The 18069-nt window shown below is 60.9% G+C and carries 16 protein-coding genes; all 16 read left to right on the forward strand.

Going from position 1 to position 18069, the window contains the following annotated elements:
- The first annotated feature begins 183 nt into the window (after nt 1-183).
- The 16 genes from CQ009_RS23165 (at nt 184) to CQ009_RS23240 (ending at nt 18055) form a co-directional block, all read left to right on the forward strand.
- The gene (locus CQ009_RS23165) at nt 184-1536 is read left to right on the forward strand and encodes a UDP-glucose/GDP-mannose dehydrogenase family protein (RefSeq protein ID WP_064392917.1); all 1353 of its coding nucleotides are present in this window, start codon (nt 184-186) and stop codon (nt 1534-1536) included.
- Nucleotides 1533-2570 (forward strand): NAD-dependent epimerase, encoded by a 1038-nt coding sequence (locus CQ009_RS23170; protein WP_064392918.1) that lies wholly within the window; start codon nt 1533-1535, stop codon nt 2568-2570. The genes CQ009_RS23165 and CQ009_RS23170 overlap by 4 nt, the downstream gene beginning before the upstream one ends.
- Nucleotides 2571-2588: 18 nt before the next feature.
- Nucleotides 2589-3335 (forward strand): sugar transferase, encoded by a 747-nt coding sequence (locus CQ009_RS23175; RefSeq protein WP_064392919.1) that lies wholly within the window; start codon nt 2589-2591, stop codon nt 3333-3335.
- Nucleotides 3335-3982 carry a CpsD/CapB family tyrosine-protein kinase gene (locus tag CQ009_RS23180; RefSeq protein WP_105708818.1) on the forward strand — a complete coding sequence of 216 codons (648 nt, stop codon included), beginning with the start codon at nt 3335-3337 and terminating at the stop codon, nt 3980-3982. Before CQ009_RS23175 ends, CQ009_RS23180 begins: the two co-directional genes overlap by 1 nt.
- A gap of 21 nt (nt 3983-4003) precedes the next feature.
- A complete protein-coding gene (locus tag CQ009_RS23185) occupies nt 4004-5026 on the forward strand; it encodes a polysaccharide biosynthesis/export family protein (RefSeq protein ID WP_105708819.1) in 1023 nt (340 codons plus the stop codon).
- 16 nt (nt 5027-5042) lie between these two features.
- A complete protein-coding gene (locus CQ009_RS23190) occupies nt 5043-6632 on the forward strand; it encodes a Wzz/FepE/Etk N-terminal domain-containing protein (RefSeq protein ID WP_105708820.1) in 1590 nt (529 codons plus the stop codon).
- The gene (locus CQ009_RS23195; RefSeq protein WP_105708821.1) at nt 6629-7720 is read left to right on the forward strand and encodes a glycosyltransferase family 4 protein; all 1092 of its coding nucleotides are present in this window, start codon (nt 6629-6631) and stop codon (nt 7718-7720) included. The genes CQ009_RS23190 and CQ009_RS23195 overlap by 4 nt, the downstream gene beginning before the upstream one ends.
- A complete protein-coding gene (locus tag CQ009_RS23200; protein ID WP_105708822.1) occupies nt 7717-9084 on the forward strand; it encodes an O-antigen ligase in 1368 nt (455 codons plus the stop codon). The genes CQ009_RS23195 and CQ009_RS23200 overlap by 4 nt, the downstream gene beginning before the upstream one ends.
- A complete protein-coding gene (locus tag CQ009_RS23205; RefSeq protein ID WP_105708823.1) occupies nt 9081-10049 on the forward strand; it encodes a glycosyltransferase in 969 nt (322 codons plus the stop codon). The genes CQ009_RS23200 and CQ009_RS23205 overlap by 4 nt, the downstream gene beginning before the upstream one ends.
- Nucleotides 10042-11178, forward strand: a complete 1137-nt coding sequence (locus CQ009_RS23210; protein WP_064392926.1) for a glycosyltransferase — start codon at nt 10042-10044, stop codon at nt 11176-11178. The genes CQ009_RS23205 and CQ009_RS23210 overlap by 8 nt, the downstream gene beginning before the upstream one ends.
- 13 nt (nt 11179-11191) lie before the next feature.
- On the forward strand, nt 11192-12193 hold the full coding sequence (locus CQ009_RS23215; RefSeq protein WP_038369605.1) for a polysaccharide deacetylase family protein: 1002 nt from the start codon (nt 11192-11194) through the stop codon (nt 12191-12193).
- Nucleotides 12190-13497, forward strand: coding sequence for an oligosaccharide flippase family protein (locus CQ009_RS23220; RefSeq protein ID WP_105708824.1), 1308 nt, complete (start codon nt 12190-12192; stop codon nt 13495-13497). Before CQ009_RS23215 ends, CQ009_RS23220 begins: the two co-directional genes overlap by 4 nt.
- Entirely contained in the window at nt 13494-15413 is a 1920-nt protein-coding gene (locus tag CQ009_RS23225; protein ID WP_105708825.1) for a hypothetical protein, read from the forward strand. Before CQ009_RS23220 ends, CQ009_RS23225 begins: the two co-directional genes overlap by 4 nt.
- A gap of 68 nt (nt 15414-15481) precedes the next feature.
- Nucleotides 15482-16171, forward strand: coding sequence for a GNAT family N-acetyltransferase (locus CQ009_RS23230; RefSeq protein ID WP_105708826.1), 690 nt, complete (start codon nt 15482-15484; stop codon nt 16169-16171).
- Between the two features lie 4 nt (nt 16172-16175).
- Nucleotides 16176-17366 (forward strand): GNAT family N-acetyltransferase, encoded by a 1191-nt coding sequence (locus CQ009_RS23235; RefSeq protein WP_105708827.1) that lies wholly within the window; start codon nt 16176-16178, stop codon nt 17364-17366.
- Nucleotides 17363-18055, forward strand: coding sequence for an N-acetyltransferase (locus CQ009_RS23240; protein WP_105708828.1), 693 nt, complete (start codon nt 17363-17365; stop codon nt 18053-18055). The genes CQ009_RS23235 and CQ009_RS23240 overlap by 4 nt, the downstream gene beginning before the upstream one ends.
- Nucleotides 18056-18069 lie beyond the last annotated feature (14 nt).

The raw sequence follows: 18069 nt of genomic DNA on the forward strand, positions 1-18069 counted from the left end.
ACAAATCTGCACGAAAGCAACAAATTCAATCGCAGCAATGACTTGATGGCCAATCGCCAAAAAATGCTCAAGTGTTATACAGATGCAACATGTCATTTTGCTGACACGCTTTTCAAACGCTGCGCTATACCCCTTTAACTATCTCATTCCGTAGTTAACTTTTGGTGTTACTGAGGTGCGCAGATGGACGTGAGCGTATTTGGCACTGGCTATGTCGGACTTATACAAGCCGCCGCACTTGCAGATGTCGGTCATCGCGTTTTATGCGTGGACATTGACCCCAACAAAATTAAACAACTGCAACAAGCAGTGCCGCCAATTAGCGAGCCAGGTTTATCCAGCACGCTTGAGGAAAACATCAAGGCCGGCCGTCTGCTGTTCAGCACCCAGGCCAGCGACGCCGTCGAGCATGCCGAGCTGATTTTCATCGCCGTCGGCACCCCGGCCGATGAGGATGGCTCCGCCGACCTCAGCCACGTGCTCAACGTCGCCCGGCAAATTGCTTCGTACATGGAAGCTGACCGCACCCTGATCATCAAATCCACGGTGCCAGTGGGCACGGCCGATCAGGTGTTGGCCACCGCCAACAGCGAATTGCTGCGTCGCGGCAAGACTGATCTGCAAGTGCGGGTAGTGTCCAACCCGGAATTCCTCAAGGAAGGCAGCGCCCTCGCCGACTGCATGCGCCCTGACCGGATCATCGTCGGCACTCACGATGACGCAGCCCGCGAACAGATGAGCGAGTTGTACGCGCCGTTCTGCCGCAACCACGAAAAAATCATGTTCATGGACAACCGCAGCGCCGAGCTGACCAAGTACGCCGCCAACGCGATGCTCGCCACCCGCATCAGTTTCATGAACGAGTTGGCCAATCTCACCGAACTGCTCGGTGCCGACATCGAAGCGGTGCGCAAAGGCATCGGCTCTGATCCGCGCATCGGTTACCACTTCATCTATCCGGGCTGCGGCTTTGGTGGATCGTGCTTTCCCAAGGATCTGCGCGCGCTGCTGCACACCGCCGAACACAACGGTATGCCGCTGAAACTGCTGCGCAGTGTCACCGACGTCAACGACCTGCAGCGGCACATCCTGTTCAGCAAACTCAAAGCACAGTTCCCGCAAGGCCTGGCTGGCAAGTCCATCGCGATTTGGGGCCTGGCGTTCAAACCGAATACCGATGACATGCGCGAAGCGCCTAGCCGTTATCTGATGGATGCGCTGTGGGCCGAAGGCGCCAGCGTGCAGGCCTACGACCCGGAAGCCATGTCCGAATGCCGGCGCATCTATGGTTATCGCAACGACCTGCACCTGTGCGCCACCCGCGACGACACCCTGGAAGACGCCGATGCGCTGGTGATCTGCACCGAGTGGAAAAACTTCCGCGTGGTCGATTTCGAGTTGCTCGCCGAAAAGCTGCGCTCGAAGGTCATCATCGACGGCCGCAATCTGTACAACCCTGAACAAGTGGCGGCCGCCGGCCTGCATTACAGCGGCATCGGTCTGCGCCACATTGCCCCTGAAGGACTGCGGCCATGAAGGTGCTGGTCACCGGTGCGGCCGGTTTCATTGGTGCCCATTGCGTGTTGCGGTTGCTGCGCGACGGCCACTCGGTAGTCGGTCTGGACAACTTCAACGGCTACTACGACCCGCAACTCAAGCACGACCGCGTGCAGTGGGTGCGTGAGCAGGCCGGCGATTTCCAGCTCGCAACGGTTGACCTGGCCGATGCCCCGGCCATCGAAGCGCTGTTTGTCCGCGAACGTCCGCAAGTGGTGATCCACCTCGCCGCGCAAGCCGGGGTGCGTTACTCGCTGGACAATCCACGGGCCTATCTGGACAGCAACCTCAACGGCTTCCTCAACATTCTCGAGAGCTGCCGGCATCACCCGGTCGAGCACCTGATATACGCCTCGTCGAGTTCGGTCTACGGCGCCAACCAGCACACGCCGTACTCGGTGAAGGACGGCGTCAATCATCCGCTGTCGCTGTACGCCGCCACTAAAAAAGCCAACGAGCTGATGGCGCACAGTTACAGCCATCTGTTCGGCATTCCCTGCACCGGCCTGCGCTTTTTCACCGTGTACGGGCCGTGGGGCCGGCCAGACATGTCGCCGATCCAGTTCGCCCGGGCGATCAGCGAAGGCACGCCGCTGAAGCTGTTCAATTACGGCGAGCACCAGCGCGACTTCACCTATATCGACGACATCATCGAAAGCATTGCCCGCCTCATCGAGCAGCCACCGCAGGTCAATCCGCAGTGGGATCGCGAGCAGCCCGACCCGGCCAGCAGCATGGCGCCGTGGCGCCTGTTCAATATCGGTGGGCAGCACCCGGTCGAGCTGAAAACCTATCTGGCGCTGCTGGAAAAACACCTCGGTCAGACCGCCATTGTCGAGTTGCTGCCGCTGCAACCGGGCGACGTGCTCAACACTTGCGCCGAGGCCAGCGATCTGGCCCAGGCCACCGGATTTCAGCCCCGGATAGAGCTGGATGAGGGACTCGGGCGCTTTATCGCCTGGTTCCGCGACTACTACCCCACTGCCTATCGCCCACGCGCCGTTCGCGGCTGAATTCATGTGGAGGACTCCATGACTGGACATGAGAAAGGTGTACCGATCCTCGAAATGCGCCGCGACAAGCGCGTGGATCCCGAGCACCGAATGCGTCTCGACGCGGCGATTCATCGCCAGGGTCGCGGCTGGTTCACGGGACGCGACGGCGGTCGGCCATGGCAACTGTCACGCACCAATCGCGTGGTCGCCTGCCTCGGCGCCTTGCTGATTCTGCTGCTGATTTCGCCGCTGTTGATCGGTCTGGCGCTGACCATCAAATTCACCAGCGAAGGCCCGGTGATGTTCGTGCAGAAACGCACCGGTTATCGCGGGCGCAAATTCGGCATGTACAAATTCCGCACCATGGTGGCCAACGCCGAAGAGTTGAAAGAGTCACTGCGTCACCTCAACAAGCACGGTGCCGACGCGATCGATTTCAAGATCGACCACGACCCGCGCATCACCCGCATCGGTGGTTTTCTGCGGCGCACCAGCCTCGATGAACTGCCCAACCTGATCAATGTAGTGACCGGCGACATGCGCCTGGTCGGCCCGCGTCCGACCTCGTTCAACGCCTACCGCTACAAGGACAATCACCTCGCGCGTCTGGCGATCTACCCCGGCATGACCGGCCTGTGGCAGATCTCCGGGCGCAGCAACATCGACTTCGACCAGCGCGTTGAGTTGGACCTCAGCTACATCGCCGAGCAGAGCCTTTTGCTTGATCTGAAGATTCTGTTGAAAACCCCCTTCAAAGTATTCAGCGGCCACGGAGCAAGCTAATGGACGGTTCAACCAACAAAAGCCTGAGCATTGCCAACCCCAGCGAATCGAACCTGACCTCGACCGTGCTGGATCTTGATCTGCGGATCCTGTTCCTGACCGCCGCCAACCCCGGCTCAGGCACCACCACCAGTGCGCTGGCGCTGGCCGGCCAACTGGCACAAATGAGTAGCGGCCAAGTGCTGCTGGTCGATGCCAGTCAGTCGGCGAGCAATCTCACCCAGCAGTTGAACCTGAGCAAGGAGCGCGGCCTGCGCGACTTGCTGTTCAACCCCGACAAACCGCCGCTGTTGCAGGACTGCGTGGTGCAGGTCTCAAGCCTGCCGTTCCACGTGCTGCCCAACGGCCGGCCGATCCGCACCCTGGAGCACCTGACCGCCGAGCGGCTGAGCCCGTTGCTTGATCAATTGGGCAGCCAGTACCGCTTTGTGGTGATCGATGGCGACGCGGTGTACTCCGACGCCGACACGCTGGTCATCAGCACGCAAGTCGATGGCGTGGTGCTTGTCGTACGCGCCGAAGACACCCGCTGGGAAGTCGCCCAGGCCGCCGTGCAACGCCTGACTCAGGCCGGGGCAAAAGTGGTCGGCAGCGTGTTCAACCGGCGCAAGTACTACATGCCCAAATGGCTTTACAAAAACCTGTAAGCGAACGCAAAGGATGACGCCATGAACGCCAAAATGCTTGTCCTGCTGTTGCTGCCGCTTGCAGGCTGCTCCAGCAATTCCGACACCCGCAACATGCCGGTGAATATCCTCACCGCCACACCGGCCAATGCGCAAGCCACCGACATGCCGAGGGTCGAGCAGACCCTGCGCCCGAAAGACGTGCTGGATGTGATTTTCCACATCAGTACCAGCGGCTCGGACGCTTACCGCGTGCAGTCGGGTGACCAGATCGGCCTGAACTTCACCGCTGCCAGTCAGCTCAACGGCACGCAACTGGTGCTGCCTGACGGCAGCATCGAACTGCCGGGCGCCAACACCTCGGTGAAAATTGCCGGGCTGACCAGCGACGAGGCGCGGCAGGAAATCCAGCGCGCCTATCAACGCAAGCAACTGTTCCAGCCCAACCGCAATCAGCTCTCGGTGCAGATTCTCAGCCCGCTGAGCAACGAGCAAAACCTCAAAAGTGCGCTGAACCACCCGGCCACCGGCATGAGCCGCGAAATCACCGTCGGCACCGATGGCTATGCGAGTTTTCCGGAAATCGGCGCTGTGCCGCTGCAAGGCATGACCGTCAATCAACTGGAAACCTTCCTCAACAGCAAGTACGCACAACTGCCGGGACGGATGACTGTGGATGTGCTGCTGAAATCCACCGCCGGCAACGAGATCTACGTGCTCGGCGAAGTCGCTCAACCGGGCTCGTACCCGATCCGCCGGCCGGTGTCGGTGCTTGAGGCCCTGACTCTTGCCCGAGGCACCAACGTCAAGGCACGCCTGGATTCGGTAGTGATCATGCGGCGCAACGGCAATCAGGTGCAGGCCATGAACTACGACGTCGAGAAAGCACTGTCGGGCGATGCGCCACAGATCGCCTACCTGCAACCGGACGACATGCTCTACGTACCGAAAACCAAACTGGCCAGCGCCGGCGAACTCGCCCGCCAACTGGCCGATGTGGTGCTGTTCCAGGGCGTGGGGTTCAGCTTCGGCTACCGCGTCGACAACAAAGGCAGTGACAACTGACTCTCAGGTGAACGACATGAACCCAAAAGAAAATTACCTGCACGAGTTCTTCAGGATTTTCTTCGCCAACAAGCAACTGGTGAAGCGCATCTTCCTGATCTTTGCAGTGATCGCGCTGTTGCTGCCGCTGTTGCTCAAACAGAGCTTCGATATCACCGCGCAGGTGATCGTGCAGTCGAAAAAACTCTCCCAGGGCGATGCGACGACCTCGCTGACCCAGGACAGCGCCACCTTCATTCCGCCATCGCTGGCGGATATGGAGACCGAAAGCAATATCCTCCGTTCGCCGGCGCTGATTCGTCAGACCATCAGCGAACTGCGCGATCAGGGTCAGTACAACCCGCCGCCGGGGATGCTCAGCAAACTGGCTGAACCGTTCAAGCGTTACGTCAGCACGCCGCTGCGCGAATACGTGATCAATCCGCTGCGTGATGCACTGGGCATGGAAACCGATCCGGTGCGCGACACGGCACTGGATGGCTTGACCCAGGAGGCCATCGACAATCTGAAGATCGAAACCCTGCCGGGTTCCAATGTCATCTCGATCGTCTACAGCTTCCCGGATCCCGCCCAGGGCACGACGTTCGTTGCCACGCTGTTGCGCAACTATCTGGTCGATCGCCAGGCGTTGCAATCGATCGAGCTGCCGCACTCGTTCTACGAGACCAAGAAGCATCAATATCAGGTCCGCCTCGATGGCCTGGAAGGCGCGCGGCTGAGCCTGCTGGAAAGCGTCGGTTCGTCCGATCCGAAGGAGGAAATCACCTTTCGCCTCAACGCGATCAACACCGAAGAGCAGGCACTCAACCTGTATCGCGATCGCTTGCTGCAAAGCCAGCGCTGGCTCGATTACCTGAAAACCAGCCTGGCCGCTGCCAACACCAACAAGCTTAACGACTACACCTTTCCGTTCACCTTCACCACGACGGTAGACAACATCGCGTTCGAAGACCGTGAGATCCGGCAGATGGGCGAGGCGCTGACCACTCAGGTCAGCCGCTATATGAATGACCTGGCGATATTTCAGCCCAGCAGCGAACCGATGTTGCTGGCCCGCGAGCAAATTGCCCGCACACGCCAGCAGTTCCTCAAAGTGGTCAACAACCGCATCCAGGAACGCACGATCGACCTGTCGGTGGTCAGCCAGGTCATCGAGCAGAAAACCGCGCGCATTGCCGAGTTCAAGAATCGCATCCATCAATTGCAGCAAACCCAAAGCAAGCTGCGCCAAATGGACACCGAGATCGGCGCATTGCACGCAGCGTTTTCAACTTATGCGCAACGCTTTGCCGAAAGCAGCACGACACGCGCGCTGGATAACGACTTGTCCAACGCTCGTGTCCTGAGTCCGCCGTATGAACCGACCGAGGCGGCGTTTCCCAAGCCGATGTTGATCATTCCGTTCGGCCTGCTCACCGGACTGCTGCTGGCCATTGCCTTCGTCTATGTACGTGAGTTCTTCGATCACCGCTTCAAGCATCCGGCGCAAATCAGCCATGAACTGGGCCTGCCGGTGCTGTTGGTGCTCAACGAAGAAACGTCGCAGCCGGGCAATCCGCACAAGAACTGGACCGTGCCGAGCCTGGTTCACTGGGTGCGCAATTGAACGCGGCGTCCACCCCGTGCGTCGCCCTGCCGATCATTCATTTGCTCAGCAGCGGCGGCTTCTACGGCGCCGAGCGGATGTTGCTGGATCATTGCCTGGCGACGCCGGGGCAGCATCAGGTGCTGTTCCTCGACGCGCCACCAGAGCTGATCGAGCGCTTTCGCCAGGCCGGGGTGGACGCTCGCGGCTGTGCCGGGCTCGGTGGACTGCTGTGGCACTTGCGTCAACGCCGTGGTGACAAGCCGTTGCTCAACACGCACAACTTCAAAGGGCTGCTGTTCGGCTGGGTCGGCGCCACTGTGTTGCGCCTGCCGCTGGTGATCACTCAACACGGTTTCACCCCGCGCAGTCGCAAGCAGAAGTTCTACACCTGGCTAAGCCTGCAACTGTGCCGCACGGCTTCGGTGAAGCGGGTGGTCTGCGTAGCGCAAAGCATCGCTGTGCTGCACCGTCAGGCTGGCGTCCGTGCGGAGAAGTTGCAGGTGATTGCCAACGGTTTGCCAGCGGCGCCAGTGCTGCCGCCGGCGCTGGAAAGACAACGCTGGCTGGTCGGTTACGTGGGTCGGTTGAGCAGTGAGAAAGGCCCGGATCTGTTTCTCGATGCGCTGATTGCGTTGTGTCACCAGCATCCGCAACTGGACGCCGTGATGCTCGGCGACGGTCCGGAACGTGAGGCCTTGCAGGCGCGTATCGACGCGGTCGGTTTACAACAGCGGATTCGCTTGCCGGGCTATCAGACGGCGATGCAAGGCTGGTGGCAGCAACTCGATGCGCTGGTAATCAGCTCGCGCACCGAGGGTACGCCGATGATTCTGCTTGAAGCGATGCAGGCCGGTGTGCCGGTGGTGGCATTCGCGGTCGGCGGTATTCCCGATGTCTTGCAGGACCGCCACAACGGCCTGCTCGCCGCCCCGACCGATACCGCCGCCCTCGCCCGTCAGCTCGACACGTTGCTGGCCGAACCGAAGCTGGCCGCACAACTACGCGACAACGCCAGACGCACACAACAGGAACGCTACGACCTCAAGGCTTTGGCTGAACGCTGGTCGCAGCTGTACATCCACACGGCACGGGAGGCACGCGCATGATTTTCCCGCTCTCGATCGTCAGCCTGCTGGCACTGGTCTGCATGGCTTTGCTGGTCAGTCCTTATCCGTATCTGGCGCCGGGGGCGGTGTTAGGGCTGCTGGGTTTCACGGTGCTGTACCGCAAACCGGCCTGGGGCCTGCTGGGCATTGCCGCGCTGGTGCCGTTTGAAGGATTCTTCAAGGACAGCGTGTTATCCGGGAGCAAACTGATCGGTGCTTCGCTGGCGCTGATCCTGGCGTTGCAACTGGCATTGCATCAGATTCCATCGCAGCGCCTGCGCAGCAATCTGTGGCGCTACCTGATCGGTTTCATGGCGCTGTACCTGCTGAGCCTGCTCGCCACCGACAATATGGGCATGTCACAGAGTCATCTGCGTGAGCTGAGCGTGGGCCTGATTCTGTTCGTGATCACTTTGTTGATCGGCCGCGAGCTGAACCTCGATATGTTCGCCCGGCTGGTCACGCTCAGCGTCAGCGCGACCTGCGCGATGGCGATGTTTTCCAGCCGATTCCAGGACAAGGGCCGCGCTGCCGGCCTGCTCGAAGACCCGAATGCCTTTGCTCTGCTGATCGCCTTCGCCGTGCCGCTGGGCCTGTTGCTGGTGATTCGCAGCCCGAACCTGCTGCACCGTTTGTTCTGGGCCGGCTGCTGCCTTTTGCTGCTCGGCGGCATGACCAAAACGGAGTCGCGCTCAGGGCTGGTGGTATTGGCATTGAGTCTGGCGATCGGTGTCTGGCATTACCGCCAGCACCTTACCCGCATCCGTCCCCGGCATTTCGGATTCGCCATGCTCGGTGCCGCCATCGTGCTGCCATTGGCGATTTATGCGATGCCTGCCGGTTACCTGGCGCGCATCCAGTCGCTGAGTATCTTGAGCGCCGGGGCCAAGGCTCAGGACGAATCCCTCGGCCGTCGCGCCTCGTACATTGTCGTCGGCAGCCAGATCATCCGCGAGCATCCGCTGCTCGGCTCGGGCCCCGGGACCTTCCCGCTGCACTATGCAACCACCGGTTATGCCAAGGCGTTCTCGGCCAACCGCAAGATCGGCGATCTGTATCGTCGGGCGCATAACACTTATCTGGAGATTTTCAGCGAATTGGGGATTCCCGCCGGCCTGCTGTTTGTCGGCATGCTCGTGCAGGGTTTCTACAACCTGATCCGCGCACGACGCGAATGGCTGCAACGCCGCAAATGGCAGCAAGCAGACCTGATGACCCATCTGGGAATGAGTTTTCTGTCGTTGACGTTGTTTCTGATGTTTCTCAGCGCGCCGAACCTGAAATACCTGTGGATCATGCTTGCGCTGACCTGGGTGCTGCGCCTGAAAGCCGAGCAAGCACCGCTGACGGGGACCAAGGCATGAGCCGGATCAGCATCGTCATTCCGATGTACAACGAGGCACGGCACATCGGCCGCACCCTCCTGGCCGCTCGCAAAGCCGCGAACGCCGCCGACATCGACTGTGAACTGATCGTCGTCGACAACGGTTCCACTGATGACGGACCACAGATCGCCCGCGCATTCGGCGCACAGGTGCTGGTGCTGCCCGGCCTGCTGATCGGCGCTTTGCGCAATCGTGGCGCAACGGTTGCCAGCGGTGAATGGCTGGCGTTCATTGATGCCGACATCGAAATGCCCGAAGACTGGCTGAACGAATTGTTCGCTCTCGAAGCGCAGAATCAGGGCGACATTTTTGGCTTGGATCTGCACACCCCCGCCGCCGCGCCGTGGTACGCGACCGCCTGGCAACGACGCATGTTGCGTCCATCAGCGCACGCCAGTCGCACCGTGGACTGGCTGCCCAGCGCCAACCTGTTGATGCGCAAACGCTGGTTTGACTTCGTCGGCGGATTCAACGAAACCCTGCGCACCGGCGAAGACAAGGAATACACCTTGCGTCTGAACACACAGGGCGCACGGCTGCTGTCGACCCGTAACAGCATCGCCCTGCATTGGGGCTACGAAATGAACTGGCGCGAGTGGATGGGCAAGGAGCTGTGGCGCCAGGGCAGCCACCTGCAGTTGCTGCGCACCCATGGCATGAGCCTGCGCCTGCTGCGTTTTCCGCTGCTGTCGTTGCTGGTCTGGATGACGGATTTTCTACTGATCGTGGCCTTGCTCGCCGGCTTCGCGCAGCTCGCGGTGATCCTGCTGGTGCTGACCCTGCTGCCGAGTCTGATGCTCAGCGTGCGGCAGAGTATCAAGCACCACAACGCTCGCCTCACCTTGCAGCTGTGGGGTCTGCACTGGTTACGCCTGCACCTGCCCAGCGCGGCACTTGTTCTCAGTCTGTGTCATTGGAACGCCAGGAGGCCCGCCCGTGGCTGAATTCATTTTTTGCCTGTGCCTGCTGCTGCCGGCGTACGCCTACATCGGCTATCCGCTGCTGCTGACCTTGCTGGCGCCGCTGTTCCCGGCCTGGCGGCACGCGCCAGCACCGCCGCTTAACGTCAGCATCGTCATCGCCGCGCACAATGAGGCGCGGCACATAGAGCACAAGTTGCGCACCCTGCTGGCCCAGGATTATCAGCCCGCCACGCTGCAGATCATTCTCGCCAGCGACGGTTCGAGCGATGACACCGTGGCCTGCGCGCACAAAGTGATCGATCCGCGCATCACCGTCCTCGACCTGCCGCGCCAAGGCAAAGCCGCCACACTGAATGCCGGCGTCGCCGTGAGCAGCGGCGACATTCTGGTGTTCACCGACGCCGATAACCAATGGTCGCGCGACACCCTCGGCCATTTGCTCGCGCCGTTGAGCGACCCGCAGGTCGGTGCCTGCGCCGGGCACATGGTGATCCCGGTCACCGGTGGCGGCCTGAGTATTGGCGACAGCCTGTATCGGCATTATGAAGGCTGGTTGCGCCGGGTCGAGAATCGCACCGGCTGCATGGTCTCCGCCGACGGCGCCCTGCTCGCCTTGCGCCGCGAGCTGTTCCAGAACGTACCGGCCGAGGTCAACGACGACTTCTTCATCAGTACCTGCGCGCCGGTCGCGCACAAACGCATCGTTTACGTGCCCCAAGCGCAAGTGATCGACCAGGGCGTCGACGAAGCGGGCAAGCAATGGCGCCGCCGCCAGCGGGTTACCGTCGGTGGCCTGCAAAGCCTGGCACAACGCAGCGCACTGCTGAATCCGTTCAAGTACGGCCTTTATTCCATCGCGTTGATCAGTCACAAACTGATCCGCCGCCTCGCGCCGATTCTCTTGCTGCCGCTGCTGCTGAGCAATTTCTGGCTGTGGAACGAGCACGGTTTCTATCGCCTGAGCCTGGTTGCGCAATTGCTCGGCTACGCGGTGGCCATCGCCGGCCTGCTGGATTCGCAACACCGTTTACCGAAACCGTTCCGCCTCGCGGCGTTCCTGCTGGTGACGCTGGCCGGCATGAGCGTCGGCCTGTGGCAGTTCCTGCGCGGGCAACGCTACGCACAATGGAATCCTGACCAGAATCGTTGAGAGGACTCATGCCATGGCGATCAAACAACTGCTAAAACGCACCAGCGGCTGGCTCTATCTCAACTCGTCTGTGGGGCGCAACCAGTTGCACGGTGCGGGGGTCATTCTGATGCTGCACCGGGTACTGGCCAACGACCGTGCCGCCAACCTCCCGCACCGCAATGAGCTGTGCGTCGGGCCCAAGGCCTTCGAGCATTTACTGCTGTGGCTGCGGCGGCATTTCGATTGCGTGCCGCTGATGGAAATCCTCCAGCCCAATTCGCTGCGCAGCGAGCGCCCACGGGTGGCGCTGACCTTTGATGACGGCTGGCGCGACAACGCCGTCAACGCCTTCCCGCTGTTGCAGAAGCATCAGGTACCGGCGAGCATTTTCCTCTCCACCGATTTCATCGGCAGCCGTCAGCGTTTCTGGTGGGAAAGCCTTGGCGAAACCCTGTGGGGCAGCCACGGTGAAAAAGCGCGGATGCACTTGATCGAGTGCCTGCAGTTCATGCATCACCCATTGCCGGTACTGCTCGATGACATCGATGTCGACCGCCGCAGCCTGGCGCTGCTGCATTTCCTCCAAGGGTTGAAGACGCTTGACCCGCAGGAACTGGAAAAACTCACCGATGAGTGCCCAGCCGAATCACAGCCGCAAGCGCTGGACTGGCATCAAGTGCGCGCGCTGGAGGCTTCCGGTCTGGTGCGCTTTGGCCCGCACGGTGCCAGCCACGCCATCCTCACCGGCCTTGATGATCAGCGCCTGAACGAAGAAATCAGCCGCAGCCGCGATGCCTTGTACAACGGCTGCAATCGCCCACTGCCGGTGTATTGCTACCCCAACGGCGACAACGATGAACGCGTGCGCGAGCAGATCGCCAATCACGATTATCCGTTCGCCCTCGGCACCGGCACCGGCATTTATCGCGGCGAAGGCGACCCGCTGAACTTGCCGCGCTTCGGCGTCAGTCAGCGCATCGCGTGCAATCCGGCGTTGTTGTCGTGGCGCATTTATCGCGGGGCACGGCCATGAGTCGCGGCAGCTACCTCAAGCATCTGGCCCTGAGCATGGGCACCAAACTGGCAATGATTGCCTTACGCCTGCTGCGCAATGTGTTGCTGGCGCGGATTCTCGGCCCCAGTGAACGCGGTTTGTTCGCCCTGCTCAGCACCCTGCCGGACCTGATCAGCGCGGCTACCAGCGGCGGTTTGAATTCGGCAGTCGGTTATCAAGCGGCCAATCAGCGGCCGATGGGCGTGTTGCTCGCTCAGGTGTTGGTGTTCGGCTGTCTTCTGGCCGGGCTGCTGACCTTGCTGGTGGTCGCGCTGGCCCGTGAGTTCGGCAGCGAGCTCGATGTGACAATGCAGCTCGGTCTGCTGGCGTGGCTGTTGCTGCTGGCGGTGCCGTTGACCGTGCTTAAAAGCGGCTTGCTGACCTTGCACAACGCATCGGGCGGCGTGGTCGCCTTTAATGTTCTGCGTCTGATCGAATCCCTCGCGCCGCTGCTGTTGTTTGTCGCGCTGTTCTGGATGTGGAAAGAGGCAGCACTCGAAGCCGCGCTGATCAGTTGGCTGGCCGGCATCAGTCTGGTGGTGCTGGTGGGCTGGATGTGGCTCAAACGCGCACAGCCGCTGCAACTGCAATGGGACCGTGCGAGCCAGAACGAGCTGCTGCGCTTCAGTGCGCGCAGCCATCCGGACCTGCTGTTTCAACAGATCATTCTGCGCTCCGACTACTTGTTTATCGGCGCCCTGCTGGGCAGTACCGCGCTCGGCCACTACGCCATGGCCAGTGCCGCCGCCGAACTGTTGCTGATCGTTCCGGAGGCAGTCACCACACCGCTGATGAAGCGACTGCTGCAACAGGACAAAGGCATGGACAAGGTCACGCCGCTGGCCCTACGCCTGACCGCCACGGTGATGCTCGGCGCCTGCATCACCATGGCAGTGATCGGCGAATGGTTGATCGTCACCCTGTTCGGCGTCGCTTACCAACCGGCCTACCCGGCGCTGCTCGCGTTGCTGCCGGGGCTGCTGGGCCTGTGCTACGCAAGCATTCTGCGCCTGGATCTGATTGGCAAGGATCGCCCCGGCACGGTGTCGTTGCTGATGGGCATCGGCGCTCTGTTCAACCTGGCGCTGAATCTGCTGTTGATTCCTGCCTACGGCATTGTCGGAGCAGCGGCGGCTTCATCAATCGCCTATCTGGCGGTGACGGTGGCGATGCTGGTGCTTTATTGCCGCTTGAGCGACGTGCCGTTCTGGCAAACCTTGATCATCCTGCCCAGCGACATCACCCCGATGTGGTTGATGCTGCAACGTCGGAAGACAGCATGAAACGCCTGGCCCTGCTGTTCGGACTCGGCCTGACGCTGAACGGTTTCGCGGCGCCGATGCAGTGGGGCGATATCCGTGACGGCAGTTTGTATCTGCAAGCGGAGCGCCCGGACACCGTAACAGTGCGATGGGTGCCGGCATGGCAGGCCGAGGCCAATGAAGAGCATATTTATCTGCTCGATGGTCAGGGCAAGCTACAGGGCGAACGGCTGATCAAAGCCAGCGAAACTCGCGGTTCGCAGAGCTGGACTTTGCTGCCCGGGGCTGCCAGCAGTCGACTGGAAATTCCCGGCTATAGTTTTCGTAGTTATCGGATTGAACATGACGAAAAAACCGTGGCGCTGTTTGCCCCGGCCAAGGTGCATTTCAGCGCGGAAGTACGTAACGCCACTGAGCTGTATTTCAGAGTCGCACCCGGCGAACACGCGGTGCTGGCCGGCAAGTTTCATGGCGGCGTCAGCGGTTTGCAGGCACAGCGGGTGGGCGATGAGCAAACGCTGACGCTGGCACTGAAACCCTATCGTGCCTATTGGCAGTTCGATCAGGTCGCCCTACCGGTCAGCCAACAGGAACAAGTCTGGCGCCTGCGTCTGCGAGGCACTGGCAAAGCGGCATTCTGGCTCGACGGCACAGCCAATCTGTTTGCACAAAATCCGCAGCAGTTGCAGCCCTTGCGCGAAGATCCGGGGCAAACGCATTTGACCCTGCACGATAAAATTCTCGGCCGCACGCCGGATCTGGGCATTGCTCTGCCGTACCTCGTGCCACCACCCGCCAGCCATGCCTTACTTGATGCACTGAGGCCGGGGGCAGCGAGTTACTACAGCTTCGTTGACGTCACCGCGAAGAATCCACATTTCGAAGACGCGTTCCGTCAGCTTTATCAAAATCGCTTCGGCATTCGCCAGGACATCACCCTGCTCGCCGGCACCGGACGTCAGGCCGATCTGCGCGCCGATGCACAAAGCAACAGCGGCCTCGACGCCTGGCTCGCCGGCACCCGCGCCCTCGGTGGCAAAGGCACGCATTACATCGGTTTCGCCGACGAGCCTAATCTCAACTATTCAAGTTACGAACAATACCGGGCGATCTTCAACAGCATGGCGCGGCAGGTGCGCAGCGACCCGGCCAACGCCAAGGCTGGCGTGCGCATCGCAATGCCGGCCAGCTCGCGGCTGGTCAACGGGCCGTTCACCGAAAACGCAGCGGACAAGCGCGGCATCGATTGGGCGCGGCGTCTACTTAGTGAATCCGCCGATCAGGTCGATGCATTGGCCTGGCATGAATGGATGATTCGCGACTTGCTGGCCACCCGGGTCTACCGCGACAGCGTGCGCCGCGCAGCAGACCTGGTGGGGCTGGACGCTAAAGGTCAGCCACGTAAAGCGTTGCTGCTGGATCAGACCAATCTGTCCAGTGGCTCAGCCCTGAGCCCCTACGATCAGGAAACCCATTACACCGCGCTGTGGTGGGCCTCGGTGGTGATCAACGCTTCTCAGGATGGACTGCTGAGCATGCTCAACTGGTTTCAGGCGGCCGACGAACCGCCCTACGGCAAGGGCATGGTGCGCATACACGACGATGGTCGCTTCGAGCTCAAACCGGTGGGCCTTGCCCAGCAATTCATCGCCCGGCATTGGCTGCCGCAAGTGCTGCAACTGGATAACGACGCTTTTGAGGTGGATGTCCTGGCGATGGCCGGTGACGAGCAGCGCGCACTGCTCGGGGTGAACAAAGGCACGCGTCTGCAACGCGTTGATCTGAGCGGTGCCAAGTGCCCGCTGAACCAAAGCGCCCTGCGTTTCTTCGGCGCTGACAATCGCAGCCGCGACATACCGTTTGCCTGCGAAAACGGGCGCGTACGTTTCGAATTACCGGGGCAAACCCTGTTTGCCCTGACCTGGAGCGCTTCATGAACCGCCCTTCGATGTTCTGCCCCGCGAGCCTTTTGCTGTGCGTGGGACCCTTAACAGGAGAAGAGACCATGGATGTATTGCGAAGACTCTGCGGACATATCCGTCGTAAAGGCCTGCGAGCGACCTTGGCGAAGATCCGCAGAATGTACATTTTTGCCCATCAGGAACTGCTGTGGATGGAGCGCGATCTGGTCAGCCCCGTGCCGCCACACAGCCTCAAACCCTACCCGCCACTGCGCATGCTGAAGATCACCGAAAGCAACGCCAGCGCCTTTACTCGCTACTTCGGCAACCGCGTCGGCGTCATGGCCGAGCTGGCCAGTGACGGTCACACCGGGCATATGCATATCGACGACAACGGCGATGCCGTGGCGTTTATCTGGGGCACGCCACGCGACTATTTCGATCGGCATTACTACCGTTGCCGGTTCCCGGTTAAACCCGGCGAGTTTTTCGAATTCGGCGGCGAACTGACCCGTGCCTACTGGGGCACCGAATTGTCGGTAGATCTGCAACTGCGCCTGTGGGAAGCCATGGCCTTGAAAGGCTGCCGCAAAGTGGTCGATGTCTGTGACTCGAGCAACGTCCCGGCGCTCAAGCTGCACCTGCGCATGGGCTATACCGAACAACAGCGGATCATGAATATCTACACGCTGTTCGGCCGCTGGCGCTTCTATCGCGAAACCCGCTACAGCGGCTCGCGTCTGGCGGCGCTGGGTAAAACTTCCCGTCCACCTGTCACAGCAACGGCGGCCTGAACCCATGGTGATGCGATTCGAATGGCGCACCTCCCTGTGCGCTACCGACTTCCCGGCAACAGCCTACGAAGCACTACGCCTGCGCGTAGCTGACCACACGCCGTTCAACAACCTTGGCTGGTTGTGCGCGGCAGAGCAGGCCATGGGCGAGGATCAGCGCCTGCACATTCTGCTCGGCTGGCAAGCCGAGCAATTGCTGCTGTGCCTGCCACTGGTGGCCAGCCGCGAACGCTTCGCTGGCGTACCGTTTCGCGTTTTGCATCACTTGGGTTATCCAATGGCCGATCGCCTGGCCCTGCTGTCGTTGCTCGGCAGCGAAGACATGCACAAGGCGCTGGTGCTGATCCGTAAGCATCTGCCCCATGCGCTGCTGCAACTCAATGAACTGTCGGAACCTGCCGGTGAAGAAAGTGCGCTCACCGAATGGATGGCGCGCAGTTCCACGGCTGAACGGCGCCTGAGTTGCCGGGTGCCGGTGCATCTGATCAGCGATGCCGATCATCAGGAGATCTCCGGCGACCCGCGCTACAAGCTGCGTCGGGCGCGCAAACGGATTGCCGCATGCGGTGCGCAAGTACGGCGAATCACCCCCGATGCGCTGTCGATGCCTACGATTTTAGAAGCGCTGCAGGAAGTCGAGTCGGTCAGCTGGAAAGGTGACGAGGGCGTCGGGATTTTCGCCACCGAACGCAGTCGTCAGTGGATGCAAAGCGCCTTCACCGCCCTCGCCGCCCAAGGCCTGGTTCGGGTCGTGACGCTGGAGCTGAACGGCCGCTGCATCAGCTATCGCCTCGGCCTGCTCGAACAGGGCCGGCTCTACGATTACAACCTGGCGTTTTTGCCGCAGTACGCCGACCTCGGTAGCGGCCGGGTGCTGCTGGAGGAATGGATTCGTTGGGGGCTGGATGAGCACTGGCGCTGGATCGACGCGTCGCGGGTCAGCCTGGAAAACTCCAGCCATCAACTGCACGAACGCATGACCGGGCAACTGGAACACTGGCGCTGGAGTTTCTACTCATGGCGCCCGAGCGGTCTGCTGTTGGGCCTGGGACTACGCCTTTGGCACCACGTCAAACCGGCCCTGCAAAAATGGATCGCACCGCGTGCCGACAACTCGACGGCGGCGAACACATCCGAAATTCAACCGGCAACACCATCCAACACACCTGGGCTAGCGCCTCGGAGGGCATCATGAGCGTCATCGAAAATCTGCTTCTGCGCATCAAACAAAAAGGTCTGCGCCGCACCCTTGGCGCGCTGTGGAAACGTTACGTGTTCGCTCACCGTGAATTGCTGTGGATGGAGCGCGACCTGGTCACGCCGATTGCCGCGAACAAACTGCGCCCCTGTGAAGGTTTGCGCAGAGTCGACATCACCGAGGACAACGCCAAGGCATTCGGCAAGTACTTTGGTGACCGCGTGGAGACCATGGCCGAGCTGGCCGCTGAAGGGCATACGGGGCACATGTACATGGACGAGGACGATCACACCGTCGGGTTCGTCTGGGCCAGCACTCGCGACTATTACGACCGCCACTTCTACCGCTGCACGTTCCCGGTCAAGCCCGGTGAATACTTCCAGTTCGGTGCCGAAATTACCCGGCACTATTTCGGCAGTAGCTTGACCGTCGATGCACAGACCGCACTTTGGCAAGTCATGTCTGCCCGAGGCTTTAAAAAAGTCGTGGATATCTGCGACAACGCGAATGTACAGGCCCTGAAGATGCATATTCGCCTGGGCTATCAGGAACAAGGGCATATCACGCATGTTTACGACCTGTTCGGGCACTGGCGTTTCTTCCGCGAATCGAACTACAGCGATTCAAGGCTGGAGGCGCTGCGCAAGCCGGAAAGACCGGCAGTGACGGTGGCGGCGCAGGCTTGATTCAGTCGGGATAT

The organism is Pseudomonas sp. MYb2, from assembly GCF_002979955.1.
In the GTDB taxonomy this organism is placed as follows: domain Bacteria; phylum Pseudomonadota; class Gammaproteobacteria; order Pseudomonadales; family Pseudomonadaceae; genus Aquipseudomonas.

What these genes read in the sequence shown, in the direction of transcription:
- CQ009_RS23185 (WP_105708819.1), top strand. Translation starts at nt 4,004, where the DNA reads ATGAACGCCAAAATGCTTGTCCTGCTGTTGCTGCCGCTTGCAGGCTGC.
- CQ009_RS23225 (WP_105708825.1), top strand. Translation starts at nt 13,494, where the DNA reads ATGAAACGCCTGGCCCTGCTGTTCGGACTCGGCCTGACGCTGAACGGT.
- CQ009_RS23200 (WP_105708822.1), top strand. Translation starts at nt 7,717, where the DNA reads ATGATTTTCCCGCTCTCGATCGTCAGCCTGCTGGCACTGGTCTGCATG.
- CQ009_RS23170 (WP_064392918.1), top strand. Translation starts at nt 1,533, where the DNA reads ATGAAGGTGCTGGTCACCGGTGCGGCCGGTTTCATTGGTGCCCATTGC.
- CQ009_RS23205 (WP_105708823.1), top strand. Translation starts at nt 9,081, where the DNA reads ATGAGCCGGATCAGCATCGTCATTCCGATGTACAACGAGGCACGGCAC.
- CQ009_RS23215 (WP_038369605.1), top strand. Translation starts at nt 11,192, where the DNA reads ATGGCGATCAAACAACTGCTAAAACGCACCAGCGGCTGGCTCTATCTC.
- CQ009_RS23190 (WP_105708820.1), top strand. Translation starts at nt 5,043, where the DNA reads ATGAACCCAAAAGAAAATTACCTGCACGAGTTCTTCAGGATTTTCTTC.
- CQ009_RS23240 (WP_105708828.1), top strand. Translation starts at nt 17,363, where the DNA reads ATGAGCGTCATCGAAAATCTGCTTCTGCGCATCAAACAAAAAGGTCTG.
- CQ009_RS23180 (WP_105708818.1), top strand. Translation starts at nt 3,335, where the DNA reads ATGGACGGTTCAACCAACAAAAGCCTGAGCATTGCCAACCCCAGCGAA.
- CQ009_RS23220 (WP_105708824.1), top strand. Translation starts at nt 12,190, where the DNA reads ATGAGTCGCGGCAGCTACCTCAAGCATCTGGCCCTGAGCATGGGCACC.
- CQ009_RS23165 (WP_064392917.1), top strand. Translation starts at nt 184, where the DNA reads ATGGACGTGAGCGTATTTGGCACTGGCTATGTCGGACTTATACAAGCC.
- CQ009_RS23230 (WP_105708826.1), top strand. Translation starts at nt 15,482, where the DNA reads ATGGATGTATTGCGAAGACTCTGCGGACATATCCGTCGTAAAGGCCTG.
- CQ009_RS23235 (WP_105708827.1), top strand. Translation starts at nt 16,176, where the DNA reads ATGGTGATGCGATTCGAATGGCGCACCTCCCTGTGCGCTACCGACTTC.
- CQ009_RS23175 (WP_064392919.1), top strand. Translation starts at nt 2,589, where the DNA reads ATGACTGGACATGAGAAAGGTGTACCGATCCTCGAAATGCGCCGCGAC.